The 23,762-nt window shown below is 62.5% G+C and carries 23 protein-coding genes; 8 read left to right on the top strand and 15 right to left on the bottom strand.

What is annotated here, in order from left to right; all coding sequences use genetic code 11:
- Positions 1–3 precede the first annotated feature (3 nt).
- The 4 genes from hypF to RTX96_RS16680 all read right to left on the bottom strand — a co-directional run bounded on the left by hypF (position 4) and on the right by RTX96_RS16680 (position 6,108).
- A complete protein-coding gene (gene hypF, locus RTX96_RS16695) occupies positions 4–2,226 on the bottom strand; it encodes a carbamoyltransferase HypF (protein ID WP_312671600.1) in 2,223 nt (740 codons plus the stop codon).
- Positions 2,227–2,230: 4 nt separating this feature from the next.
- On the bottom strand, positions 2,231–4,378 hold the full coding sequence (fdhF, locus tag RTX96_RS16690) for a formate dehydrogenase subunit alpha (protein ID WP_312671599.1): 2,148 nt from the start codon (positions 4,376–4,378) through the stop codon (positions 2,231–2,233).
- A 37-nt stretch (positions 4,379–4,415) separates the two neighbouring features.
- Positions 4,416–4,961 carry an electron transport protein HydN gene (gene hydN / locus RTX96_RS16685; protein WP_103818215.1) on the bottom strand — a complete coding sequence of 182 codons (546 nt, stop codon included), beginning with the start codon at positions 4,959–4,961 and terminating at the stop codon, positions 4,416–4,418.
- 133 nt (positions 4,962–5,094) lie between these two features.
- Positions 5,095–6,108: a LacI family DNA-binding transcriptional regulator gene (locus RTX96_RS16680; protein WP_103818216.1), complete on the bottom strand. Its 1,014-nt coding sequence runs from the start codon at positions 6,106–6,108 to the stop codon at positions 5,095–5,097.
- Between the two features lie 223 nt (positions 6,109–6,331).
- Here RTX96_RS16680 and ascF point away from each other — a divergent pair, with 223 nt between their 5' ends.
- Positions 6,332–7,780, top strand: coding sequence for a PTS cellobiose/arbutin/salicin transporter subunit IIBC (gene ascF / locus RTX96_RS16675; RefSeq protein WP_312671598.1), 1,449 nt, complete (start codon positions 6,332–6,334; stop codon positions 7,778–7,780).
- Positions 7,781–7,798: 18 nt separating this feature from the next.
- Positions 7,799–9,223, top strand: a complete 1,425-nt coding sequence (locus tag RTX96_RS16670) for a 6-phospho-beta-glucosidase (protein WP_312671597.1) — start codon at positions 7,799–7,801, stop codon at positions 9,221–9,223.
- Between the two features lie 79 nt (positions 9,224–9,302).
- Here the strand turns inward: RTX96_RS16670 and RTX96_RS16665 are convergent, their stop codons facing one another.
- The 11 genes from RTX96_RS16665 to hycA all read right to left on the bottom strand — a co-directional run bounded on the left by RTX96_RS16665 (position 9,303) and on the right by hycA (position 17,819).
- Complete coding sequence (locus RTX96_RS16665) at positions 9,303–9,671, bottom strand: type II toxin-antitoxin system PemK/MazF family toxin (RefSeq protein ID WP_312671596.1); 369 nt, start codon at positions 9,669–9,671, stop codon at positions 9,303–9,305.
- A complete protein-coding gene (locus RTX96_RS16660) occupies positions 9,671–9,814 on the bottom strand; it encodes a hypothetical protein (protein WP_312458013.1) in 144 nt (47 codons plus the stop codon). The genes RTX96_RS16665 and RTX96_RS16660 overlap by 1 nt, the downstream gene beginning before the upstream one ends.
- 201 nt (positions 9,815–10,015) lie before the next feature.
- Positions 10,016–10,471, bottom strand: coding sequence for a hydrogenase maturation peptidase HycI (hycI, locus tag RTX96_RS16655; protein WP_312269462.1), 456 nt, complete (start codon positions 10,469–10,471; stop codon positions 10,016–10,018).
- Positions 10,464–10,874, bottom strand: a complete 411-nt coding sequence (locus tag RTX96_RS16650) for a formate hydrogenlyase maturation HycH family protein (protein WP_103818222.1) — start codon at positions 10,872–10,874, stop codon at positions 10,464–10,466. Before RTX96_RS16650 ends, hycI begins: the two co-directional genes overlap by 8 nt.
- On the bottom strand, positions 10,871–11,638 hold the full coding sequence (locus RTX96_RS16645) for an NADH-quinone oxidoreductase subunit B family protein (RefSeq protein ID WP_103818223.1): 768 nt from the start codon (positions 11,636–11,638) through the stop codon (positions 10,871–10,873). The genes RTX96_RS16650 and RTX96_RS16645 overlap by 4 nt, the downstream gene beginning before the upstream one ends.
- A complete protein-coding gene (locus tag RTX96_RS16640) occupies positions 11,638–12,180 on the bottom strand; it encodes a formate hydrogenlyase complex iron-sulfur subunit (RefSeq protein WP_312671595.1) in 543 nt (180 codons plus the stop codon). The genes RTX96_RS16645 and RTX96_RS16640 overlap by 1 nt, the downstream gene beginning before the upstream one ends.
- Before the next feature lie 9 nt (positions 12,181–12,189).
- The gene (gene hycE, locus RTX96_RS16635) at positions 12,190–13,899 is read right to left on the bottom strand and encodes a formate hydrogenlyase subunit HycE (RefSeq protein ID WP_103818775.1); all 1,710 of its coding nucleotides are present in this window, start codon (positions 13,897–13,899) and stop codon (positions 12,190–12,192) included.
- 17 nt (positions 13,900–13,916) lie between these two features.
- Positions 13,917–14,840, bottom strand: a complete 924-nt coding sequence (locus RTX96_RS16630; RefSeq protein WP_312671594.1) for a respiratory chain complex I subunit 1 family protein — start codon at positions 14,838–14,840, stop codon at positions 13,917–13,919.
- 2 nt (positions 14,841–14,842) lie between these two features.
- The gene (gene hycC, locus RTX96_RS16625; RefSeq protein WP_312671593.1) at positions 14,843–16,669 is read right to left on the bottom strand and encodes a formate hydrogenlyase subunit 3; all 1,827 of its coding nucleotides are present in this window, start codon (positions 16,667–16,669) and stop codon (positions 14,843–14,845) included.
- Positions 16,666–17,271: a 4Fe-4S dicluster domain-containing protein gene (locus tag RTX96_RS16620; RefSeq protein ID WP_103818227.1), complete on the bottom strand. Its 606-nt coding sequence runs from the start codon at positions 17,269–17,271 to the stop codon at positions 16,666–16,668. The genes hycC and RTX96_RS16620 overlap by 4 nt, the downstream gene beginning before the upstream one ends.
- An 80-nt stretch (positions 17,272–17,351) precedes the next feature.
- Positions 17,352–17,819: a formate hydrogenlyase regulator HycA gene (hycA, locus tag RTX96_RS16615; RefSeq protein ID WP_103818228.1), complete on the bottom strand. Its 468-nt coding sequence runs from the start codon at positions 17,817–17,819 to the stop codon at positions 17,352–17,354.
- Positions 17,820–18,007: 188 nt separating this feature from the next.
- Between hycA and hypA the strand changes: the two genes are divergently transcribed.
- The 6 genes from hypA to flhA all read left to right on the top strand — a co-directional run.
- Positions 18,008–18,358 carry a hydrogenase maturation nickel metallochaperone HypA gene (gene hypA, locus RTX96_RS16610; protein WP_312269456.1) on the top strand — a complete coding sequence of 117 codons (351 nt, stop codon included), beginning with the start codon at positions 18,008–18,010 and terminating at the stop codon, positions 18,356–18,358.
- 3 nt (positions 18,359–18,361) lie between these two features.
- Entirely contained in the window at positions 18,362–19,234 is an 873-nt protein-coding gene (hypB, locus tag RTX96_RS16605) for a hydrogenase nickel incorporation protein HypB (protein WP_312671592.1), read from the top strand.
- Positions 19,225–19,497 (top strand): HypC/HybG/HupF family hydrogenase formation chaperone, encoded by a 273-nt coding sequence (locus RTX96_RS16600; protein ID WP_103818231.1) that lies wholly within the window; start codon positions 19,225–19,227, stop codon positions 19,495–19,497. Before hypB ends, RTX96_RS16600 begins: the two co-directional genes overlap by 10 nt.
- A complete protein-coding gene (hypD, locus tag RTX96_RS16595; protein ID WP_312671591.1) occupies positions 19,497–20,618 on the top strand; it encodes a hydrogenase formation protein HypD in 1,122 nt (373 codons plus the stop codon). The genes RTX96_RS16600 and hypD overlap by 1 nt, the downstream gene beginning before the upstream one ends.
- Positions 20,615–21,625, top strand: coding sequence for a hydrogenase expression/formation protein HypE (gene hypE, locus RTX96_RS16590; protein ID WP_312671590.1), 1,011 nt, complete (start codon positions 20,615–20,617; stop codon positions 21,623–21,625). Before hypD ends, hypE begins: the two co-directional genes overlap by 4 nt.
- An 87-nt stretch (positions 21,626–21,712) precedes the next feature.
- The coding region (gene flhA / locus RTX96_RS16585) for a formate hydrogenlyase transcriptional activator FlhA (protein WP_312671589.1) at positions 21,713–23,762 on the top strand (2,050 nt) is incomplete at its 3' end.

The following is a 23,762-nucleotide window of genomic DNA, read 5'->3' as shown; positions in this document are numbered from 1 at the left end:
TATTTATAAAAGTCTGGCGGCAGCGATGACCGCCTGCCCAAAGGCAATGGCGCCGTCTCCTGCAGGGAGCCTGCGGGGAAACAGCAGCGTAAAATCGGTAAGGTAAAACGCGAGGCGCGCGCGCAGGAGCCGGTTATGGATCACCCCGCCGCTAAAGCAGAGCGTGCGGATCCTGAGCGCGTCGGCGTGCTGGCGCATCAGATCGGCCAGCCCCCGGGCCAGCGCGTCATGAAAAGCCCACGCCCGCGCCTGCGGTTCCGCCTGCCACTCCAGCAGCAGCTGCCAGAAGCGCGCCAGATCGAGCCTGCCCTCGCGCAGCGGCAGGGTGAGCGGATGCGTTACGCCAGCGCAGCGTTCGGCCAGCGCCTCCAGTCGACAGGCCGCCTCCCCTTCATAACTCAGCGTTTCTGGAGCACACCCCAGCGCGCAGGCCACGGCGTCAAACAGACGCCCGCAGGAGGAGGCTAGCGGCGCATTGATACCGCGCGCGATGGCCCGCGCCAGCGGCGGCCAGCTCTGCGCCTGCACCGACTGGGTTTCGGCGTAGCGCTGCCAGTCGGGGACAAACGCCAGGCAGTGGGCCAGCAGGTTCCGCCAGGGCTGCTGCGCAGCCAGATCGCCACCGGGGAGCGCCACGGCGGGCAGGCCGCCCAGATGTGCGCACTCGCGGTAGTTCACCCGGAGACACTCCCCACCCCACAGTGCGCCATCGACACCCATGCCGATGCCGTCCAGCGTCAGGGCGATAACGTCTCCGCCCGTCAGCGGCCAGCCGTGCTCGGCCAGGCAGGCCGCTGCGTGAGCGTGGTGATGCAGCACCGGCGCGATCGGCAGCCCGCTCTCCGCCGCCCACTGGCTGGATCGGTAGCCCGGATGAGCATCGCAGACGATCTGGCGAGGGGAGACGTTATAGATGGACTGCATCAGATCCAGCGCCTGCCGCCACTGTGCCTCAATGCCCTCGTCGCTGAGATCGCCGAAGTGCTGGCTCATCACCGCCTGCCCGCCGCGCACGAGGCAGAAGGTATTTTTCATGTCCGCACCCATGCAAAGCAGCGGCGGCACATCGGTAAAGCCCGGCGGCAGCGGCAGCGCGTCCGGCACAAACCCACGCGAGCGCCGGAGCATCTCCCCGTCGGCCCGCATGACCGAGTCGTCCATCCGCTGGACGATATCGCGATTATGCAGCAGGAAACCGTCGGCGATGGCGGCGAGCTCCCGCTGCGCCTCGTGGTTGGTCAACGCAGGCGGCTTACCGCTGAGGTTGCCGGAGGTCATCACCAGCGGGCGGCTAAGGCGCTGCATCAGCAGATGCTGAAGGGGATTGGCGGGCAGCATCACCCCCACTTCATTGAGTCCCGGCGCGATGGCCTCATCCAGTTCTGGCAGCAGAGTTTTATCCACCAGTACCACCGGGGCGGCCGGGGTCTCCAGCGCCGCGCGGGCCGAATCAGGGAGGTTTTGCGCATCGGCGATCATCACCGCCAGCGGCTTGGCCGGACGCCGCTTGCGCAGACGCAGGCGCGCCACCGCCTGTGGGTTACGCGCGTCGCAGGCGAGATGAAAGCCGCCGAGGCCCTTCACCGCCACAATACCGCCTGTATCCAGCGCGGCTACCGCCGCTGCCAACGCCGCCTCTCCCGCCCGCGTCTCACCCGCTGCGTGCCACGCCAGCTGCGGGCCGCACGTCGGGCAGGCCACCGGCTGAGCGTGAAAGCGGCGATCCGCCGGGTTGCGATACTCCGTCTCGCAGGTCGGACAGAGCGGGAAAGGCGCCATCGCGGTCTGCGGGCGATCATAGGGCATAGCGCGGATAATGGTTACCCGCGGCCCGCAGTGGGTGCAGTTGACGAAGGGGTAGCGGTAGCGGCGATCCGTGGGATCGTTCATCTCCGCCAGGCAGGCCGGACAGGTTGCCGCATCTGGCACGATCTGGGTATCCATGCCGCCCCCCGCGCTGGGCAGAATAGTGAACGCCACAGGACGCTGCGGCCAGTGAAACGGCATGGCGTCGGCCTGGTCGATGTGCGCCAGCGGCGGGCAGGCCTGCCGCATCTGCGCCATAAACCCGGCCTCCTCTCCCCAGAGCCGCACCACCACGCCCTGTCCGTCGTTGCAGACGTCGCCAGTACGCTGGAGCCGCTGCGCCAGCTGCCAGACAAAGGGGCGGAAGCCCACCCCCTGAACTTTGCCCCGCACGCGGATAAGGACGCCACTCCCGCTCATGCCTCTACACCGCCGCGTCGCGCAGGCGGGTTTTCATCGCCTGATAGGTGGTTTGGGTATAGTTTTCCGCCCAGGGCTGATCGGCAATGGCGCTAACCTTCACCGCGCAGTACTTGGTCTCCGGCGTTTTGGAGACGGGGTCAAGGTTGTCCTGGGTTAACTCGTTGCAGGCCCCAATCCACCACTGGTAGGTCATGTAGACGCTGCCGCGATTAATGCGCTCGTTCACGTCGGCACGGCTGATCACCTTTCCGCGCCGGGACTCGACCCATACCAGCTGCCGATCATGAATACCGAGCGCCTGGGCGTCGTCCGGGTTGATCTGCACAAAGCCCGGCTCGTCGGCGAGGGTTTGCAGCGCCGCGCAGTTGCCGGTCATCGAGCGGCAGGAGTAGTGCCCTACCTCGCGCACGGTGCAGAGCACCAGCGGGAAGTCGGCGTCCGGCACTTCGGCGGGCGCGCGCCACTGCGCCGCAAACAGGTGCCCTTTGCCGTCCGGGGTATCAAACTTATTGCCCTGGTAAAGATAGGGCGTTCCCGGATGATCCAGCGTCGGACAGGGCCACTGCACGTGCCCCATATCGCCCATCTTCTCGTAGGTGACGCCGTAGAAGAGCGGGCACAGCTCACGCAGCTCATCCCAGATCTGCTGGTTGCTGTCGTAGTGCATCGGGTAGCCCATCTCGGTGGCGATCAGGCTGATGATCTCCCAGTCGCGCTTGACGTTGTACTGCGCATCCACCGCCTTCTCGAAACGCTGGAAGCCGCGATCGGCGCAGGTGAAGACGCCGCCGTGCTCGCCCCATGAGGTCGCGGGCAGCAGGACATCCGCCTGCTCGGCGGTTTTGGTCATAAAGATATCCTGCACCACCACGAAGTCGAGGGCCTCAAAGCCTTTGCGCACCAGACCCAGGTCGGCTTCGGTCTGGAGCGGATCCTCACCCATGATGTAGTAGGCTTTGACCTTGCCCTCCAGCGCCAGGTGTGGCACTTCGGTAATGCGCACCCCGACCTGGTCGTCCATATCCGCAGCGTTGATCCCCCAGGCTTTGGCAAATTTCTCCCGCACGGCCGGATCGACCACGTCCTGATAGCCGGGGAACTGGTTGGGGATCACCCCCATATCACACGCCCCCTGAACGTTGTTCTGCCCGCGCACCGGTCCAACGCCGACATGCTCCCGGCCCAGGTTGCCGGTGAGCAGCGCCAGGCTCGCCAGGCCTTTCACCACGTCCACCGCCTGGCCGAACTGGGTGACGCCCATGCCCCACATAATGGTGGCCGACGGTGCTGCGGCGTAGGTGCGCATTGCCTGGCGGATCTGCTGGGCGCTGACGCCGGTCAGGTGCTCAACCGCTTCGGGCGCATAGTCTTTGACCACCTCGCGATAGGCGTCGAGGCCGCGGGTAAAGCTGGCCACGTACTCCCTGTCGTACAGCTCCTCCTCCAGCAGCACGTAGCCAAAGGCGTTAACCAGCGCCATATTGCAGCCGTTGTTGATCTGCAGATGCTGATCGGCAATGCGCGCGGTTTCGATCCGTCGCGGATCGCAGACGATAATTTTCGCCCCGTTCTGTTTGGCCTTGATTACCCGGCGGGCAACGATGGGGTGCGAGTCGGCGCAGTTGTAGCCGAATACCAGCAGGCAGCGGGAGTGTTCAATATCGCCGATAGAGTTGCTCATCGCGCCGTTGCCGAGCGCCTCCTGCAGGCCCGCTACCGACGGGCCGTGGCAGACCCGGGCGCAGCAGTCGACGTTGTTGGTGTGCAGCACGCCGCGAGCAAACTTCTGCATCACATAGTTGGTTTCGTTGCCGGTCCCGCGCGAGGAGCCGGTGGTCATGATCGCCCGGCCACCGTACTGGGCCTTGATCTCCTCCAGCCGTTTTGCCGTGTAGCGAATGGCTTCATCCCAGCTTACGGGCGTTAGCTTGCCGCCTTTCTGATAGCGGATCATCGGCTGGGTCAGGCGCGGCGTCAGGAGTTTCGTATCGTTAAGAAAATCCCAGCCGTAGTAACCCTTCAGGCAGAGCTGATTCTGGTTGGTAACGCCTTCCGCCGCTTCGGCACGAATGATTCTGTTGTTATCGACCACCAGCTTCAGTTTGCAGCCTGCGCCGCAGTATGGACAAACGCTCGTAATTTTTTTCATCAGTAACAGACCTGTTAAAAGTTGAAATGCTGTTCAGTTAAAAGAGAAGTGAGGCAGCGGTGTCGAGGGCCGCGCGGCGGCGTTTCTCGGCGCTAAGCTGCTCCAGACGCGCCCTGTCAACGCAGACCAGCGCATTGGTCGGGCAGACCTCCATGCAGGCGGGTCCCGCCTCGCGGGTGTGGCAGAGGTCGCACTTGTTGGCCTCAGCCTTCTCCGCCCGCACGTTCAGGCCCGCGCCGCTGTTGCGGACTACCGGACGCACAACGACCTCCATCGCGCCATAGGGACAGGCGACCACGCAGGTTTTGCACCCGATGCAGCGCTCCTGCATGACGTTAACAAAGCCTTTGTCACGGCTGATTGCGCCGTTGGGGCAGACGTTGGCGCACGGGGCGTCCTCGCACTGACGGCAAAGGGTAGCGGTAGAGACGTTCACGCCTTTAATAACGTGAATACGCGGCAGGAAGGTGTCGGGGGTTAAAGAGGCACAATCCTGTTGCGCCTGGTGAGAAACCACGCAGGCAACTTCACAGGTACGGCAGCCAATACATTTACTGGCGTCGGCCATGATGAAACGGTTCATCAAATTCTCCAGCATTAACGGTAGTGTGCCGGAGTATTCACGAATCGTGCCAGAGTTTATTGTATTGATTTATAGCGATTTTAAAACAGGAGGACACTGTCATCGACACTTGTGACGATGACAGCTGTCGATATCAGACGTGCGGGCCGCGGCGAACGGAGCCGCGCAGGATCAGCTCTCCGGTAAAGGCTGGCTGGGTAGTGAACTCCCCGCCGTCGAGCATAAAGATAAGACGGTTGATGGTCTCTTTGATCATCTCCGTTACCGGAATTTTGACGCTGGCCAGCGGCGGGACGGTATAGGGGGCAATAGCAATATCATCGAAGCCAATCACCGAGACCTGCTCCGGGACAGCAATGCCGCTGCTGTGCAGCTGGCTAATGGCCCCAATCGCCATATCGTCGTTGCTGGCCACCAGCGCGCTAAAGCGTGCCCCGCGTTCCAGCAACGTCGCGACGCCTGCTGAGCCGCTGGCAGGCGTCCACTTCCCCTCTACTATCAGTTCGTTCCGCACTGCCACGCCGTGTCGCTCCAGCGCCTCTCTGTAGCCGGAGAGACGCTCGTTGCCGGTAGGTGAGTCGAGAGAGCCGGTGATAAAGGCGATATCCCGATGTCCCTGGGCCAGCAGCGTCTCTACTGCCGCCAGGCTGGTGCCTTTCTGGTCGCAGTAGACGCAGTGGCTGCTATTTTTTCGCAGCCGCCGGTTAAGCACCATAATGGGCTGGGTATGGCCGTCGATGATCGTGTCGATCTCGTCGACGCTAAGAAAGCGCGGGTAGATCACGATTGCGTCGCAGCGCAGATCGAGCAGGTACTGGATCGCCTGTCGCTCTTCGTCGGCGCTGTGCTTGCCGTCGGCAAGGATCAGCTGGCGGCCACGATCCTCCGTCATCCGCGCCGCGTGAAACAGGAGTTCGCTAAAGTAGACCCCGTGGTAGAGCGTATTAGTCACCACCAGCCCAAGGGTCTGGGTGGTTTTCGCCGACAGGTTACGCGCCAGCAGGTTCGGCCGGTAGCCGCTCTCCTCAATGGCCTGAAACACGCGCTCCCTGGTCTCCTGGCTGACGTAGCCGTTGCCTGACAGCACGCGGGACACCGTCGCCTTCGATACCCCTGCCCGCTTCGCTACCTCCAGCATCGTGGTCATGATTGCTTTCCTTTCATTTGCATATCCGCAGTTTACTGCACCTGGCGCGGATTTGCAGCGCTTTGCCCGACGGCGATCATGGTGATCGTCCTCACGGATCTAAACATCCATCATTGAATATAAAAATGAAACTCAGCATGATTTTGTGGAACCGGTTTCCTACATCACGTCTCACTGCTCGCGGTGCAGTCGTAACCCCATACTAAAACAGGATAAAAATCCGATGGCCAAAAACTATGCCGCGCTGGCGACGACCGTGGTCACCGCGCTGGGCGGGGCGGATAATATCGCCGCCGTCACTCACTGCATGACGCGCCTGCGTTTTGTAGTGAAAGATGAGACGCAGATCGACAGCGCCACGCTGAAAAGCACCCCCGGCGTGATGGGCGTGGTGCGCAGCGACAGCCAGTGCCAGGTGATCATCGGCAATACGGTGTCGCAGGCCTATGCCGAAGTGGTACGCCTGCTGCCGGCCGATTTGCAGCCGGTAGTGGACACCGGGCCGCAGAAGCTGACCCTCCGGCGCATTGGCGCAGGCATTCTCGATGCGCTGATCGGCACCATGTCACCGCTGATCCCGGCGATCATCGGCGGATCGATGGTCAAGCTGCTGGCGATGATCCTTGAGATGACCGGCGTGCTGGAAAAAGGCTCCTCTACCCTGACGATCCTCACCGTCATCGGCGACGGGGCCTTCTTCTTCCTGCCGCTGATGGTCGCGGCCTCGGCGGCGGTGAAGTTTAAAACCAACATGTCGCTGGCGATTGCTATCGCCGGGGTGCTGGTGCATCCGAGCTTTATCGAGCTGATGGCGAAAGCGGCTCAGGGCCAGCAGGTCGAGTTCGCCCTGGTTCCGGTGACGGCGGTGAAGTACACCTACACGGTGATCCCGGCGCTGGTGATGACCTGGTGCCTCTCTTACATCGAACGCTGGGTGGATCGCATCACCCCGGCGGTGACGAAAAACTTCCTTAAGCCGATGCTGATCGTGCTGATCGCCGCCCCGCTCGCCATCCTGCTGATCGGGCCGATCGGGATCTGGATCGGCAGCGCCATCTCCGCGCTGGTCTACACCATTCACAGCTACTTAGGCTGGCTGTCGGTGGCGATCATGGGCGCGCTCTGGCCGCTGCTGGTGATGACCGGCATGCACCGCGTCTTTACCCCGACCATCATTCAGACCATCGCCGAGACCGGCAAAGAGGGTATGGTGATGCCGTCGGAGATCGGCGCCAACCTGTCGCTGGGCGGCTCGTCGCTGGCGGTGGCATGGAAAACTAAAAACCCGGAGCTGCGCCAGACGGCGCTGGCGGCGGCGGCCTCGGCCATTCTGGCGGGGATCTCCGAGCCTGCGCTCTACGGGGTGGCGGTGCGCCTGAAGCGCCCGCTGGTCGCCAGCTTGATCAGCGGCTTTATCTGCGGCGCGGTGGCCGGGATCGCCGGGCTTGCCAGCCACTCGATGGCCGCGCCGGGACTCTTTACCAGCGTCCAATTTTTCGATCCGGCTAATCCAATGAGCATTGTCTGGGTCTTTGCCGTAATGGCGCTGGCGGTGGTGCTGTCGTTTGTGCTCACTCTGCTGCTGGGCTTTGAGGATCTGCCCGTCGAGGATGAGGCAGCCAAAGCGCGCGCGCTGCAGGCGGCAAAGCCAGCGGCAGCGGCCCGGGCCTGATTTAACAAGAGGTAAACTATGTCTGTATTTCCAGAGGGATTTTTATGGGGCGGCGCACTGGCCGCCAACCAGTCGGAGGGGGCGTATCGCGAAGGCGGCAAGGGGCTGACCACCGTCGATACTATTCCACACGGCGCAAACCGTCTGCCGGTCAAGCTGGGCCTGGAGAAGCGCTTCTCCCTGCGCGACGATGAGTTCTATCCCAGCCATGAGGCGATCGATTTCTATCATCGCTACCGGGAAGATATCGCCCTGATGGCGGAGATGGGTTTCACCGTGTTTCGCACCTCCATCGCCTGGGCGCGCCTCTACCCTAACGGCGACGAGCTGACGCCCAATCCCGACGGGATCGCCTTCTACCGGGCGGTATTTGAGGAGTGCCGGAAGCACAACATCGAGCCGCTGGTGACCCTGTGCCACTTCGACGTGCCGATGCATCTGGTGCGGGAGTATGGCTCCTGGCGTAACCGTAAGATGGTGGAGTTCTTCACCCGCTACGCCCGCACCTGCTTCGAGGCGTTCGACGGGCTGGTGAAGTACTGGCTGACCTTCAATGAGATCAACATCATGCTGCACAGCCCCTACTCGGGCGCGGGGCTGGTGTTCGAGGAGGGTGAGAACCCGGAGTGGGTCAAGTACCAGGCGGCGCACCACGAGCTGATCGCCAGCGCGCTGGCCACCCAGATTGCGCATGAGGTGAACCCGAACAACCAGGTCGGCTGTATGCTGGCGGGCGGTAACTTCTACCCCTACTCCTGCAAGCCAGAGGATGTCTGGGCGGCGCTGGAGAAGGATCGGGAAAACCTGTTCTTTATTGACGTTCAGGCGCGCGGAGCCTACCCGGCGTGGACGGGGCGGATGTTCCGCGAGAAGGGGATTGCCATTGAGATCCTGCCTGGCGACGATGAGATCCTCAAGCATACCGTCGACTTTGTGTCGTTCAGCTACTACGCCTCCCGCTGCGCCTCGGCGGAGATGAACGCGGGCAACACCAGCGCGGCGAACGTTGTTAAGTCGCTAAAAAACCCCTGGATCGAGGCCAGCGAGTGGGGCTGGGGTATCGATCCTCTTGGTCTGCGTATTACCATGAACATGATGTACGACCGCTACCAGAAGCCGCTATTCCTGGTGGAGAACGGGCTGGGGGCGCGGGATGAGTTTGACGCTAACGGCGAGATTAACGACGACTACCGCATCAGCTACCTGCGGGAGCATATTCGCGCGATGGGCGAGGCGGTGGCGGACGGCATTCCTCTGCTCGGCTACACCTCCTGGGGCTGCATCGATCTGGTGGCGGCCTCAACCGGTGAGATGAGCAAGCGCTACGGCTTTGTCTACGTTGACCGCGACGACCAGGGCAACGGCACGCTGGACCGCGTCCGCAAGAAGTCGTTCTGGTGGTATAAGAAGGTCATCGCCAGCAACGGGGCTGATCTGGACTAGGTTTTCGCCGGGCGGCGCTGCGCTTGCACCGGCCTACGATCCTGTAGGCCCGGTAAGCGCAGCGCCACCGGGCGTTATGTCACTGAGGATCGATCAGATCCACGACCATGCTTAAAATCTCATCCATGATATGCGGAGCAACGGTGGCAGCATAACGCGCTTTACGGGCGGATAAATCGAGCGCACATAGCTGATAGCAAAGCACTACGCCGGTGACCTGCCCCGTATCTGTGCTGTCACCATCCAGCCAGACCGTGACAGCATGGGAGCGTGCTAGCGAGCCACCGCTGGTTACCGGCACACAGACCGCAGTACCCAGCGCTGAGACAAGCTTTCTATCCGAAATCACCAGATAGTAGTGCGCACCTCTGAACTCATGTCCCTCTACCGGATCGCCGTTGACATGCCATATCTCTCCCTTTGCTGGTGTCTTCCTTCCCTGCGCCATCAGATCTCCTCCTTGCCCTGTGGCTTATCGGCTAGCTCATCCGCCAGATCGGTATTAAAACTGGCGATCTCCTGGCTATCTATTCCCTGCAGTATCTCTGTGACTGAACGGCGTCCTCGGGCAACGCGTTTTGCTGGTGTCATGCTAACTGAATTACCGTTGGTGCTCACAATCAATGTGGTTCCTGCGGTCCAACCCATAGCGGTGGCAATCTCACCGGGAATCGTGACTACTACGGCACCGCCTTGCTGCCTAAGTTTTGTTAGTGGCATAGCGCCTCCATTGAGTGTAACAATGTCTCACTCTGAGTATACCCTAAGTTACACAAAGTCACACTAACAGTGTCACAACGCCGTAAATCCTCCCTGCCCCTGCCAGCCGTCAAGCCGCTGATAGACCGTCTCTACTGCCTCTTTAACCGGCGGGGTCATCGGATAGCAGAAGCCGACGATATCCGGCTGAATGCCGAGAAAGATCACCTCCCCCACATCCTCTTTGAGCTGATCCACCAGGTAGTTCAGGGGCATGTTGTGGGTAGTCATCATAAACAGCTCGGCGATGTCGTCGGGATCGATGAGGCGGATCTCACCGGGATTGAGTCCCATGTCGGTGGCGTCAACGATCAGCAGGCGATCCGGACGCAGCTCACGGATCGCCACCACGTCATTCTCCGGCGCGCTGCCGCCGTCGATTACCCGCCACGCGCCCGGCTGCCGGGCGGCGCACATCTCCGCCAGCAGCGGGCCTGCGCCATCGTCACCCATCATGCTGTTACCTACGCAGAGTAAAACGTCAGTCACGGACTCTCCTTACCATCAGATAGATGGCGCTCTCCTGATGAATATCATGCAGCATGCTGAGCAGTATGCGGCTCCAGGTCTGCTGCTGCGGGGTCTGTCCCGCCAGCGCCCGGTCAAAGGCGCCTGCCAGCATCGCGATATGTGAATGGTCGATAACGATCTCGCCATACTTTGGCACCCCGGCCATCTTGCGCCGGGCGCTGCTCCCCTCCTCCAGGGTGGCGATCCACGCCAGGTAGTCGTCCCACGGACAGGTCAGCGCCGCCTCCAGACAGTCGATCACTCCCAGGTGATGACCAATAGCGAGACTGTAATAGACCACCTGCTGCGCCTCGGCTGGCGTCGCGTCGTTCTCATCGATAAACTTCCGGCTCAGCTGGCTGAAGACCACGGATTCGCTCATGAGATCCGCGCCTCGTCTACGACGGCGTTGAGGTGCGCCACGATCTCATTCAGGCGCGGATCGTCCTCCGCTGCCAGCCAGCGCGCCACCTGGTTCTCCCCCAGCGCCCGCAGGCGCAGGTAGTCATCGGCGATCTCGCGGCCGTAGCGGTAGCCCGCCAGCCGCCGCGCCTCGCGATCGACCCGTACCCGCAGGGGCTGGACGATATCCTCATGCAGCAGCGCCGCCGGCTGGTTATCCTCTTCCCCCGGCAGGCGAGCATGAATTTTCTGCTCCAGCAGACCCAGCGCCATCGCAAAGCCGTAGAGCGTCGCGGCGGGCGTCGGCGGGCAGCCGGGAATGTAGACATCCACCGGAACGATTTTGTCGGTGCCGCCCCAGACGCAGTAGAGATCGTGGAAGATGCCGCCGCTGTTGCCGCACGCCCCGTAGGAGATGCAGATTTTTGGGTCGGGAGCCGACTGCCAGGCCCGCAGCGCCGGAGAGCGCATCGCCCGGGTCACCGCCCCGGTAAACAGCAGAATGTCCGCGTGACGCGGGGATGGCACAACCTTGATACCGAAGCGTTCGGCGTCAAACAGCGGCGTCAGAGTGGCAAAAATTTCGATTTCACAGCCGTTGCAGCCTCCGCAGTCGACGCGGTAGACGTAGGCCGAACGCTTGATCTTTTTCAGCAGCGACGCCTTCATGCTGGCGATGGACTCCTCCACCGTCATCGGCACGGGAATGCCGTTGGCATCGCGCGGTCCCAGTAAATTGCTCATCAGCTGGCCTCCTGCATATGGCGAGTAAGTTCAATGCGATCGGATGACACCAGGCACTTCTGCCGCTTGCACGCCGGACAGGTCTCGAAGCCTTCACGGTGATGTTCCGCCCGGCTGTCGCCGTTGTGCGCCAGCAGCGCAATGGCATAGTCGATCTCTTTCTGCACCGCAAAGGGCCGCTCGCAGACGCGGCAGTGGCACAGATCGAAGCGCGACTGCTGTAAAAAATCCTCTTTCTTCCACACCGCCAGCTCGTACTCCTGGGAGAGGGTAATCGCCGCCGTCGGGCAGACCTCCTCACAGCGGCCGCAGAAGATGCAGCGCCCAAGGTTAAACTGCCAGGCCTGCTCGCTGCTCGCCAGCAGGGTCTCTACCGACAAGGCATTCGAAGGACAGGCGTTGACGCAGGCCGAGCAGCCAATGCACTGGCGGGGATCGTGCTGCGGCTTGCCGCGAAAGTGCTTATCCACCTCGATAGGAGTGAGCGGATAGGCCGCGGTGGGCGTGCCGGTTTTAATCGCTTTTTTGATAAAGGTAAACATGGCCACTCCTTATTTCAGCGGCGAGTTTTTACGCTCGATGCCGTAGCGCTCAAGCTCTTTGTAAGGCACGACTTTGCTCTTCTTCTTCCGCACGTCCACTACCGTCATGCGGTCGGTGCAGGAGTAGCACGGGTCGAGGCTGCCGATGATCAGCGGCGCGTCAGAGACGGTGTTGCCCCGTAGCATGTAGCGCAGGGTCGGCCAGTTGGCGTAGGTAGCCGCCCGGCAGCGCCAGCGGTAGAGCTTCTGGTTATCCCCGGTCATGCTCCAGTGAATGTCGTCCCCGCGCGGCGCTTCGGCAAAGCCAAGGGCAAAGCGGTTGGGAATATAGGTGAAACCCTCCACCATCAGCGGGCCGCCGGGCAGGTTATCCAGCCCAAACTCGATCATATTCAGGGCGGTAAGCACCTCGTTAATGCGCACCTTGAGGCGGGAGATGACGTCGCAGCCCTGCTCGCTGTGCACCTCTACCGGCAGCAGGCCGTAGCCGACAAAGGGGTGATCGGCGCGGGTATCCCGGGCGTGGCCGCTGGCGCGCACCATCGGGCCAACATTGCTGAAGTCGCGGGCGATCTCTGGATCGAGCCGACCAATCCCTACCGTGCGCTGTTCAATATTCGGCGTGCTCATCAGGACGTCGACCAGCTCCTGCACGTCGCGGCGCATCTGACGGGCAAGTTGACGGGTCTGGATCATGTCCTCTTTCAGCATGTCGCGACGAATGCCGCCGATCAGGTTCAGGCCGTAGGTTTTGCGTGCCCCGGTGAGGATCTCCGCCATCTTCATGGAGGTCTCACGCACCCGGAAGAACTGCATAAAACCCGAGTCGAAGCCGACGAAGTGGCAGGCGAGGCCGAGGTTCAGCAGGTGACTGTGCAGGCGCTCCACCTCCAGCAGAATGGCGCGGATCATCTGCGCCCGCTCCGGCACCACGATGCCCATCGCATTCTCCACCGAAGTGGTATAGGCGGTGCTGTGGGCGAAGCCGCAGATGCCGCAGACGCGATCCGACAGGAAAGTCACCTCGTTGTAGCCCATGCGGGTCTCCGCCAGCTTCTCCATGCCGCGGTGGACGTAGAAGAGGCGATAGTCGGCATCGATAATGTTCTCCCCATCGACAAACAGGCGGAAGTGGCCCGGTTCATCGGAGGTGACATGCAACGGGCCAATCGGCACCACGTTGTTCTTTTTGCTGCCCAGCTCGTTGATGAACTCGTAGGTCTCGCTGTCGGTGGTCGGCGCGGGGCGCTGGCGATAATCCATGCTGTCTTTACGCAGCGGGTAGAGCTCGTCCGGCCAGTCGTCCGGCAGCACCAGACGCCGCTCGTCCGGCAGGCCAACCGGGATCAGGCCATACATATCGCGCACCTCGCGCTCGCCCCAGACGGCAGCGGGAACGCGTGGCGTGACCGACGGGAACTCCAGCGTGTTGGCGTCAACTTCTACGCGCACGGTGATCCAGCATTTGGTGCCCTGCTCCATCGACAGCACGTAGTAGACGGCATAGCGGCCGCAGAGCTGGCGCTCATCGTTGCCAAACAGCACCGACAGCCAGCCCCCCTGCTGGTAGTAGAGATACTCCACCACCTCCGGCAGGGCGTTTACCTTCACGGTAATGGTCAGCTGATCGCGGGTCTGCCAGGCCTCATCCAGCACTGCGCCGGGAATGGCCTGATGCAGCGCCGCCAGGTAGTGCTGACCCAATTTTTCTTCAGACATGTTCAAACTCTCTTTCATCACGCCGCCAGCAAGGAGACGAAGGCTAAAAATGCAAAGCCAAACCCGGCCCAGGTTACGCGGGAGGTCGCGCAGAAGCGCAGCCGCGCCATACTGTTCTCAAACAGGGCAATCACCAGCACACCCAGCACCAGCTTGACGACGGCCACCCCCAGCGCCAGCAGCAGGCCGCCCGCGCTAAAGGTCACCATCTGCCCCCACGGCAGGAAAAGGCCGACAAACAGCTGCAATACCACCAGCTGCTTGAGGCTGATGCCCCACTTCAGCAGGGCAAAGCCGTAGCCGCTGTATTCGGTCAGCGGGCCTTCCTGCAGCTCCTGCTCGGCTTCGGCGAGATCGAACGGCAGCTTGCCCATCTCGATAAAGGTGGCGAAGGCGCAGGCGCAGAGCGCCAGCAAGAGCGGAATGCTGCGCCCGACGGGCCACGACCAGAGCGTGGCGGTCATACTGCTGATGTGGGTCGATCCCGCCACCAGCGCCACGACCCACAGGCCGAGAAGGAGGATCGGCTCCACCAGCACGCCGAGCATCGCCTCACGGCTGGCCCCGAGGCCGGTAAAGGGGCTGCCGGTATCAAGCCCGGCGATGGCAAAGAAGAAGCGGGCAATGGCAAAGAGGTAGATCAGAGTGATGAGATCCCCCAGCGCCGGTAGCGGGGAGGCCACGGTCACCACCGGTAGCGCAGTGGCGATGGTCAGCATCACGCCGATCATCACAAAGGGCATCAGGCGGAATACCCAGCTGGCATCCGCCGGGGCGACGCTCTGACGGCCCAGCAGCTTGATCAGATCCCGGTACTCTTGCAGTACCCCAGGCCCACGACGGTTATGCAGGCGGGCGCGGGCCACGCGGCTTATCCCGGAGAGCAGCGGCGCAAAGGCAAAGAGCACCAGCGCCTGAAGTAATGGATAGAGAAGGTTCATGTTCAGGCTCCTCGTGAAATAACAATAACTACCAGCACCGCCAGTTCCACCAGCGCCAGGCGGCGAACCAGCGCCGGAGCAGCGCGCTGCCAGGCCGGCATCAGCGCCACCGGATCCAGCCGCTTACGCAGGCCAAGCACCGGGGCAAACGCCTCCTTCACCGGCATCGCGAAGCCGTGCGCGGTGATCACCATCGACTGTTCATGCTCGTAGCCACACGCCCAGGCCGCACCGCGCGAGCGCGACGGCAGGCGATGACCGTTGAACAGCATCATGATGATGAGCGGCAGCAGCGGGCAGGCGATCAGCAGCAGGGCGATCATCGGCTGCGAGACCACGCTGGTGGTCGTCAGCGGTAACGGCACCGCGGCGGAGAGCAGCGGCAGCAGCCACGGCGAGGCGACGCCGCCGATAAGACAGCAGATCGCCAGACCGACGACCGAGGCGGTCATCAGCCACGGCGCGCGGCGGGCATTGGCGGCTTCCGGCGTACGCGGCGCGCCAAGGAAGGTGACGCCGTAGACCTTGGCCATGCACATCACCGCCAGCGCGCCGGTGATCGCCAGCCCCACCGCCAGCAGCGGACCGAGCAGGCGACCGATAAAGGCGTCGCTGCCGCTCAAGGAGAAGAAGCCCTGGTAGATCACCCACTCGCCGGCAAAGCCGTTCAGTGGCGGCAGCCCGGCCATCGCCATCAGCCCCACCAGCATCATTAGAGAGATAACCGGCATGCGTTTGCCAATGCCGCCGAGTTTTTCAATGTCACGATGGCCGGTAGTAAACCAGACGCTGCCCGCGCCCAGCAGCAGCAGGGTTTTAAACAGGCTATGGTTGATCAGGTGATAGAGGCCGCCCACCAGGCCCAGCGCAATCAGCGCAGGCTGGCCGAGCGCCACCCCGGTAAGGCCTGCGCCGAGACCCAGCAGGATAATGCCGATATTTTCCAGCGTGTGGTACGCCAGCAGACGCTGGATGTTGTGCTCCATCAGCGCATAGAGGCCGCCGACAAAGGCGGTCACCGCTCCGAGCAGCAGCAGGCCGAGGCCCCACCACAGCGGCATGGCCTGCCCGGCCAGCAGCGGCAGGACAAAGAGGCCAAACAGCCCGACCTTCATCACCACGCCGGAGAAGAGCGCGGCCGCAGGCGCATCGGCCCCGGCATGCGCCTGGGGTACCCAGCCGTGCAGAGGGATCATCCCGGCCAGCATGCCGAACCCCATCAGCCAGAGCAGCCAGACCGCCGTCCCCGGCCCCTCATCAACGAAGCGCGCCGCGAGGCCGCTAATCTCCAGCGTGCCGTAGCGCTGCCACAGCAGCCAGCAGGCCGCGGCCAGCAGCAGCGTCCCAATCCGGCCCAGGGTAAACCACAGCTTGCCGGACTGCGCGCAGCCGGTAAGAAATGCCCCGCACAGCGCCATAATCTCTGCCATGACCACCAGGGTGAGCAGATCGCTGGCGACGAGGGTGCAGACCGCTGCTGCCATTAGCAGATTGACCAGCAGGCCGTTAACCTTCACCTGCGTATGACGATGCCATGCCACGTTATAGAGGCTGATAAAAAACCCCGGGAGGGCGATAGCCAGCAGCCAGACGGCGTTGAGCGGCGTCAGGCGTATCAGCTGAGGCAGGTAAAGCACGGCGCTCACCCCGCTTGCCGTCCTGCCGGTTAACAGCCCGGCAGCCACGGCAATTACCAGCCCACAGGCCACTGCCCCGCCAACGCCAGCCAGCAGGCCGCTCAGCCCGCGATGAAACGAAAAAAGCAACGCCAGCACCGCCGCCGCAACAAACAGCAGGACGGCCAGGTCGATCAGCATAAACGCGCTCATTTCACGCCTCCTTGCAGGTTAAGCAGCGAGAGGTCGCCATAGTCGCCGCTCAGGGTCAGCTCGCGCTTGCGCTTGCTGGCCCGGGCGATATCGAGAGAATTCACCATCCGCAGCGCGCCGGTTGGGCAGGTGCGGATGCAGGCCGGGCCGCTCTCATCGAACTCACAGAGATCGCACTTCACCGCCACGGCGCGCACGCCGGGCACCCAGTCGAGCAGGGAGCTAACGCGAGCAGGTGCAGGTGGCGCGGGAGGCGCTTTCGGTGAGTTGGCGTTGGCCGGAATATGCAGCGGACGGCTGCCGCTCATCTCAATCGCGCCGAAAGGACAGGCGATGGCGCATAGCTTGCAGCTCACGCACAGGCTCTCATTAAGCTGTACCGCCCCATCCACGCGGTTGATAGCGTTCACCGGGCAGACCCCGGCGCAGGGCGCATCCTCACAGTGGTGACAAAGCTGCGGGGCGGACTCTTTCGCGCTGCGCATCACGCTCAGGCGGGGCATCGATTGCAGCCCGTGCTGGCGGTGCGTCTCTGAGCAGGCCGCTTCACAGGTATGGCAGCCGATACAGAGCGTGGCGTCAGCGATAACAAAACGATTCACCGGACACTCCTCAGGTGGTCATTTTTGACGAAATCGTGCCGACGGTCTGTCATTTCGACACCCCTCGACACGGCAGGCATTCAGGCCACCGTGGCCTGGGCGAATTGATTGACGAGCTGGCAGAGATCCACCGGCGTCTCCTGCTGGATTGCCGCATACAGGCCGTTGTAAACCGGACCGATCTTCTCCAGATAGTGCTCCAGCACCTGGGCACGGTCGCGGTTACTGATGCGGCCATCAATGCGGCCATCCTGCGCCAGCTGGGCCTCGGCAATCAGCAGCTGCTCGCCGCCGTTTTTGCTCTCCACCAGATAGCGGATGGTGTGGCTGTTGAAGCCGTCCGCCAGAGCGACGGTAATAAGGAAGTGTTCGAACAGGACAAAGCAGAGATCCCGCTCCGGCGCGCAGTACATGCCGTGATGCAGGTGGGCTTTGGACAGCGTAATGCCCTGAACCAGCGAGTTGCAGTAAGCCTGCCACTCCTCTTGCAGGCGATGGTGCCGTTCGGCAATGAAGTCAGCCTTTTCGCTAATTTCCCAAATGGTCATTTCAGGTTACCCGGTTAGTTGTGACCAGCCCATTTAGCACTTTCCATGCCATTTTTTAAAATATTGATATTAAAAGAAATTAATAGGAAGGCAGTGTCATTTCGTCAGCGTCGACATCGTCAGTAACGTCGTTTTCGTTGGCTGGCACCGTTATTGCATTAACGGCGCAGTGAATGACGGGAGGCCCTATGCACGAAATTACCCTATGCCAGCGGGCGCTGGAGCTTATTGAACAGCAGGCGGCGGCCCACGGCGCCCGGCGGGTGACCGGCGTATGGCTGAAGATTGGCGCATTCTCCTGCGTGGAGAGCAGCGCCCTCACCTTCTGCTTTGAACTGGTTTGCCGGGGCACCCTGGCGGAAGGCTGCACGCTGCATCTCGACGAGCAGCAGGCGGAGTGCTGGTGCGAATCGTGCCAGCAGTATGTGATCCTGCTGAGCCAGCGGGTGCGCCGCTGTCCCCAGTGCCAGAGCAACATGTTGCAGATCGTGGCCGACGACGGCCTGCAGATCCAGCGACTCGAAATTGAACAGGAGTAGACTATGTGTAGTACCTGCGGCTGCGGCGAAGGCAATCTCTATATAGAGGGCGACGAGCATCGTCCCCACTCGCCATTTCGCAGCGCCCCCTTTGCCCCTGCCCTGCGCAGTGGCCAGGCTATTACCGGGATGAAAACGTCATCCTTTACCCCCGCCCGGACGCCGGAAGGCGATCTCCACTACGGCCACGGCGTTGCCGGAACCCATGCGCCGGGCATGAGCCAGCGGCGAATGCTGGAGATCGAGATCGACGTCTTAGCCAAAAATAACCACCTTGCGGCCCGCAACCGCGCCCGCTTTGCCGCGAAGCAGCAGCTGGTGCTCAATCTGGTCTCCAGCCCCGGCGCGGGCAAAACCACCCTGCTGAGCGAAACCCTGCTGCGCCTGAAGGGCAAAGCGTCCTGTGCGGTGATTGAGGGCGATCAGCAGACCGTCAACGACGCAGCGCGCATTCGCGCCACCGGCACCCCGGCCATTCAGGTCAATACCGGCAAAGGCTGCCATCTGGACGCGCAGATGATCGCCGATGCCGCCCCGCGTCTGCCGCTGGCCAACGGCGGGATCCTGTTTATCGAGAACGTTGGCAACCTGGTCTGCCCGGCCAGCTTCGATCTCGGCGAGCGCCACAAGGTGGCGGTGCTGTCGGTGACCGAAGGGGAAGACAAGCCGCTTAAATACCCGCATATGTTTGCCGCCGCCTCGCTGATGCTGCTCAACAAAATCGACCTGCTGCCGTATCTCCACTTTGATGTGGAAAAATGCCTCGCCAGCGCCCGGGCGGTGAACCCGGACATTGAGATTATCCAGCTCTCTGCCACCAGCGGAGAGGGCATGGACCAGTGGCTGGCCTGGCTGGAGGCGCAGTCATGTGCATAGGCGTACCGGGACAGATCAGCGCCATCGACGGGCTACAGGCGAAGGTAGAGGTGTGCGGCATCCAGCGCGACGTCGATCTGACCCTGGTGGGCAGCGTGGATGCGTCCGGCTGCTCCCGCCTCGGCCAGTGGGTGCTGGTCCACGTCGGCTTCGCCATGAGCGTGATCGACGAGGCCGAGGCCCGCGACACCCTGGCGGCGCTGCAAAATATGTTTGACGTCGAGCCGGACGTCGGCGCGCTGCTGTATGGGGAGAGTGCCTGATGCGCTTCGTTGATGAGTATCGCGTGCCGGAGGCGGTGATGCAGCTGCTTGAGCGCCTTAGCGCTCGTGCACGCCGGCTCAGCTACACGCCAGCGCGCCCGCTGCGCATTATGGAGGTGTGCGGGGGACACACGCACGCCATCTTTAAGTTTGGTCTCGACCAGCTCCTGCCGGAGAATATCGAGTTTATCCACGGCCCCGGCTGCCCGGTCTGCGTCCTGCCGATGGGGCGCATTGACGCCTGCGTGGAGATTGCCAGCCGTCCGGAGGTGATCTTCTGCACCTTTGGCGACGCCATCCGCGTACCGGGAAAAAACGGCTCGCTGCTGGCGGCGAAATCACGCGGGGCCGACGTGCGCATGGTCTACTCGCCGATGGATGCGCTGAAGCTTGCCGAGGCCAATCCCGATCGCAAGGTAGTCTTTTTTGGGCTGGGATTTGAGACCACCATGCCCGCCACCGCCGTGACCCTCGAGCAGGCCCGCGCCCGCAACCTCACCAATTTCTTCTTCTTTTGCCAGCATATCACCCTCGGCCCTACGCTGCGCAGCCTGCTGGAGCAGCCGGATAACAGCATCGACGCCTTTCTCGCCCCCGGTCACGTCAGCATGGTGACCGGCACGGCAGCCTACGGCTTTATCGCCGATGAGTTTCAGCGTCCATTAGTTGTGGCTGGATTCGAACCTCTTGATCTACTGCAAGGCGTGATGATGCTGGTTGAGCAGAAAATAGCAGCCTGTAGCCGGGTAGAGAACCAATACCGGCGGGTGGTGCCCGACAACGGCAATCCGCTGGCGCAGCAGGCTATCGCCAGAGTGTTTACCGTGGAGGGCGAAAGCGAGTGGCGTGGGCTGGGTGTAATTGCCCACTCCGGCGTGCGTCTCAGCGACGCGTTCCGGCGCTTCGATGCAGAAACGCATTTTCAGCTCTGCCCGCAGCAGACCTATGACGATCCGCGCGCCCGCTGCGGCGAGGTACTAACGGGCCGCTGTAAGCCGCACCAGTGCCCGCTGTTTGGTCAAACCTGTAATCCACAAACCGCCTTCGGCGCGCTGATGGTCTCTTCAGAGGGGGCGTGCGCCGCCTGGTATCACTATCGCGCCCAGGAGTGTGAAGTATGAGTACGGTGCAAATGGCCCACGGCAGCGGGGGCCAGGCGATGCAGCAGCTGATTAACGCGCTGTTCCTACAGGCTTTTGATAACCCCTGGCTGGCGGAGCAGGAGGATCAGGCCCGTCTCGATCTGGCCACGCTGGCGGCGGGCGGCGATCGGCTGGCCTTCTCCACCGACAGCTATGTGATCGACCCGCTCTTCTTTCCGGGCGGCGACATCGGCAAGCTGGCAGTGTGCGGCACCGCTAACGATATTGCGGTCAGCGGCGCGATCCCGCGCTATCTCTCCTGCGGCTTTATCCTTGAGGAGGGGCTGCCGATGGCGACCCTGCAGGCGGTGGTCAACAGCATGGCGGCCACGGCGAAAGCGGCCGATATCGCCATCGTCACCGGCGACACCAAGGTGGTGCAGCGCGGAGCGGCGGATAAGCTGTTTATTAACACCGCGGGCATCGGTGCTATTCCCACCGGCCTGCACTGGCGGGCGCAGACGCTGCAGCCAGGAGACGTCGTGCTGGTGAGCGGCACGCTGGGCTGCCACGGCGCGACCATTCTCAACCTGCGTGAGCAGCTGGGGCTGGACGGTGAGCTGGTGAGCGACTGTGCGGTACTCACGCCGCTGATCCACTCCCTACGCGCTATTGACGGCATTAAGGCCCTGCGCGACGCCACGCGCGGCGGCGTTAACGCGGTTGTGCATGAGTTTGCCGCCAGCAGCGGCTGCGGTATTGAGCTTAACGAGGCCAGCCTGCCGGTGAAGCCCGCCGTACGTGGCGTATGTGAGCTGCTCGGCCTCGACGCCCTCAACTTTGCCAACGAGGGCAAACTGGTGATTGTCGCCGAGCGTCAGGCCGCCGAGGCCGCGGTTGAACGCCTGCGCCTGCATCCGCTGGGGCGTGATGCGGCGATTATCGGTGAAGTCGTGGCTCGTAAAGGTGTGCGAGTGAGTGGTCTTTACGGCGTGAAGCGCACCCTGGATCTTCCCCATTCAGAACCCCTGCCGCGCATTTGCTAAGGCAATTCCCGGCAAGATAAAAAACGATTAGGCTTTTGGCACCCCGTTCGGTGCCTTTCTGGATTAGCACAATTCTGGATTAACACAATGTCGAATACACCGATGGGCGATCTCGGACAGCAGGGGCTGTTCGACGTCACCCGGACTCTACTGCAGCAGCCGGATCTCGCCGCGCTGGCGCAAGCCCTGACCGGCCTGGTCAAGGAGTCAGCGCTGGCGGATCGCGCCGGCATTGTTCTCTGGCGCGCCGGGGATCGCCGGGCCAGCTACTACGCCTCTGGTCCGGACGGCTCTGCCGTCGAGTACGAGGATGAAACCGCCCTGGCCCACGGCCCGGTGCGCCGCATTCTCTCCCGCCCGCAGGCGCTGCACTGCAGCTACCAGGATTTTAGCGCGGCCTGGCCGCAGCTTGCGGAAAGTCACCTTTACCCCGCCTTTGGCCACTACGGGCTGCTGCCGCTGGCGGCAGAGGGGCAGATCTTCGGCGGCTGCGAGTTTATCCGTCACGATGACAGGCCCTGGAGCGCCCAGGAGATGGAGCGCCTGCACACCTTCACCCAGATCGTGGGCGTCGTGGTAGAGCAGATCCAGAGCCGGGTCGACAGCGGTCCAGACTACGATCTGCTCTGCCGCGAGCGCGACAACTTTCGCATCCTGGTGGCCATCACCAACGCGGTGCTCTCTCGCCTTGATATGGATGAGCTGGTGGGCGAAGTCGCTAAAGAGATCCACCGCTATTTTGATATCGACGCCATCAGCATCGTGCTGCGCAGCAGCCGCAAGGGCAAGCTGAACATCTACTCTACCCACTACCTTAACGAGCGTGCGCCTCTGCACGAGCAGAGCGAGGTCGACGAGGCGGGCACCCTCTCCGAACGGGTATTTAAAAGCAAGGAGATGCTGCTGCTCAACCTGCACGAGCGTGACCGGCTGGCGCCCTACGAGCGGCGGCTGTTTGAAACCTGGGGCAACCAGCTTCAGACTCTCTGCCTGCTGCCACTGATGTCCGGCGACACGCTGCTGGGCGTTCTCAAGCTGGCCCAGTGTGAGGAAAAAGTCTTCACCACCGCCAATCTTCAGCTGCTACGCCAGATTGCCGAGCGGGTGGCGATTGCCGTCGACAACGCCCTTGCCTACCAGGAGATCCAGCGTCTGAAGGAGAGGCTGGTGGATGAGAACCTCGCCCTGACCGAGCAGCTTAACAACGTCGAGAGCGAGTTCGGGGAGATCATCGGGCGCAGCGAGGCGATGTTCAGCGTGCTTAAGCAGGTGGAGATGGTGGCCCACAGCAACAGCACGGTGTTGATCCTCGGCGAGACCGGCACCGGCAAAGAGCTGATCGCCCGGGCGATCCACAACCTCAGCGGACGTAACGCCCGGCGGATGGTCAAGATGAACTGCGCGGCGATGCCTGCCGGCCTGCTGGAGAGCGATCTCTTTGGTCACGAGCGCGGGGCCTTTACCGGGGCCAGCGCCCAGCGCATCGGACGTTTTGAGCTGGCAGATAAAAGCTCGCTGTTTCTGGATGAGGTCGGCGATATGCCGCTGGAGCTGCAACCGAAGCTGCTGCGCGTATTGCAGGAGCAGGAGTTTGAGCGCCTCGGCAGCAACAAGCTGATCCAGACCGACGTCCGGCTGATCGCCGCTACCAATCGGGATCTCAGGCAGATGGTACAGGATCGCGAGTTCCGCAGCGATCTCTACTACCGGCTCAACGTCTTCCCAATCCATATCCCGCCGCTGCGCGAGCGGCCGGAAGATATTCCGCTGCTGGTGAAGGCCTTTACCTTCAAAATCGCCCGGCGGCTGGGGCGCAATATTGACAGCATCCCCGCCGAAACGCTGCGCACCCTCTCCGGCATGGCGTGGCCGGGCAACGTACGCGAGCTGGAGAACGTAATTGAGCGGGCGGTGCTGCTGACGCGCGGCAGCGTGCTACAGCTGTCGCTGCCGGAGATTGCCGTTGCCGCTACCACGCCGGTGGCGGTAGCCCAGGAGGGTGAGGAGGAAACGCAGCTGATCCTGCGGGTGCTGCGGGAGAACAACGGGGTCATCGCCGGGCCGAAAGGGGCCGCCCAGCGGCTGGGCCTCAAGCGCACTACCCTGCTCTCGCGCATGAAAAGACTGGGAATTGATA

The sequence above is a fragment of the Pseudescherichia sp. genome (genome assembly GCF_032052675.1).
GTDB lineage: Bacteria > Pseudomonadota > Gammaproteobacteria > Enterobacterales > Enterobacteriaceae > Pseudescherichia.
Note: the sequence above shows the minus strand (reverse complement) of the source record. Positions and strands in the feature narration are given on the sequence as shown.

Excerpts from the sequence above, each read along its gene's own strand:
- hypB (WP_312671592.1), top strand. The coding sequence starts at position 18,362 with ATGTGTAGTACCTGCGGCTGCGGCGAAGGCAATCTCTATATAGAGGGC.
- hypA (WP_312269456.1), top strand. The coding sequence starts at position 18,008 with ATGCACGAAATTACCCTATGCCAGCGGGCGCTGGAGCTTATTGAACAG.
- RTX96_RS16665 (WP_312671596.1), bottom strand. The coding sequence starts at position 9,671 with ATGGCGCAGGGAAGGAAGACACCAGCAAAGGGAGAGATATGGCATGTC.
- RTX96_RS16660 (WP_312458013.1), bottom strand. The coding sequence starts at position 9,814 with ATGACACCAGCAAAACGCGTTGCCCGAGGACGCCGTTCAGTCACAGAG.
- RTX96_RS16640 (WP_312671595.1), bottom strand. The coding sequence starts at position 12,180 with ATGTTTACCTTTATCAAAAAAGCGATTAAAACCGGCACGCCCACCGCG.
- RTX96_RS16680 (WP_103818216.1), bottom strand. The coding sequence starts at position 6,108 with ATGACCACGATGCTGGAGGTAGCGAAGCGGGCAGGGGTATCGAAGGCG.
- hycE (WP_103818775.1), bottom strand. The coding sequence starts at position 13,899 with ATGTCTGAAGAAAAATTGGGTCAGCACTACCTGGCGGCGCTGCATCAG.
- hycC (WP_312671593.1), bottom strand. The coding sequence starts at position 16,669 with ATGAGCGCGTTTATGCTGATCGACCTGGCCGTCCTGCTGTTTGTTGCG.
- hycA (WP_103818228.1), bottom strand. The coding sequence starts at position 17,819 with ATGACCATTTGGGAAATTAGCGAAAAGGCTGACTTCATTGCCGAACGG.
- RTX96_RS16630 (WP_312671594.1), bottom strand. The coding sequence starts at position 14,840 with ATGAACCTTCTCTATCCATTACTTCAGGCGCTGGTGCTCTTTGCCTTT.
- RTX96_RS16645 (WP_103818223.1), bottom strand. The coding sequence starts at position 11,638 with ATGAGCAATTTACTGGGACCGCGCGATGCCAACGGCATTCCCGTGCCG.
- hypD (WP_312671591.1), top strand. The coding sequence starts at position 19,497 with ATGCGCTTCGTTGATGAGTATCGCGTGCCGGAGGCGGTGATGCAGCTG.
- hydN (WP_103818215.1), bottom strand. The coding sequence starts at position 4,961 with ATGAACCGTTTCATCATGGCCGACGCCAGTAAATGTATTGGCTGCCGT.
- ascF (WP_312671598.1), top strand. The coding sequence starts at position 6,332 with ATGGCCAAAAACTATGCCGCGCTGGCGACGACCGTGGTCACCGCGCTG.
- fdhF (WP_312671599.1), bottom strand. The coding sequence starts at position 4,378 with ATGAAAAAAATTACGAGCGTTTGTCCATACTGCGGCGCAGGCTGCAAA.
- RTX96_RS16650 (WP_103818222.1), bottom strand. The coding sequence starts at position 10,874 with ATGAGCGAATCCGTGGTCTTCAGCCAGCTGAGCCGGAAGTTTATCGAT.
- RTX96_RS16670 (WP_312671597.1), top strand. The coding sequence starts at position 7,799 with ATGTCTGTATTTCCAGAGGGATTTTTATGGGGCGGCGCACTGGCCGCC.
- hypF (WP_312671600.1), bottom strand. The coding sequence starts at position 2,226 with ATGAGCGGGAGTGGCGTCCTTATCCGCGTGCGGGGCAAAGTTCAGGGG.
- RTX96_RS16600 (WP_103818231.1), top strand. The coding sequence starts at position 19,225 with ATGTGCATAGGCGTACCGGGACAGATCAGCGCCATCGACGGGCTACAG.
- hypE (WP_312671590.1), top strand. The coding sequence starts at position 20,615 with ATGAGTACGGTGCAAATGGCCCACGGCAGCGGGGGCCAGGCGATGCAG.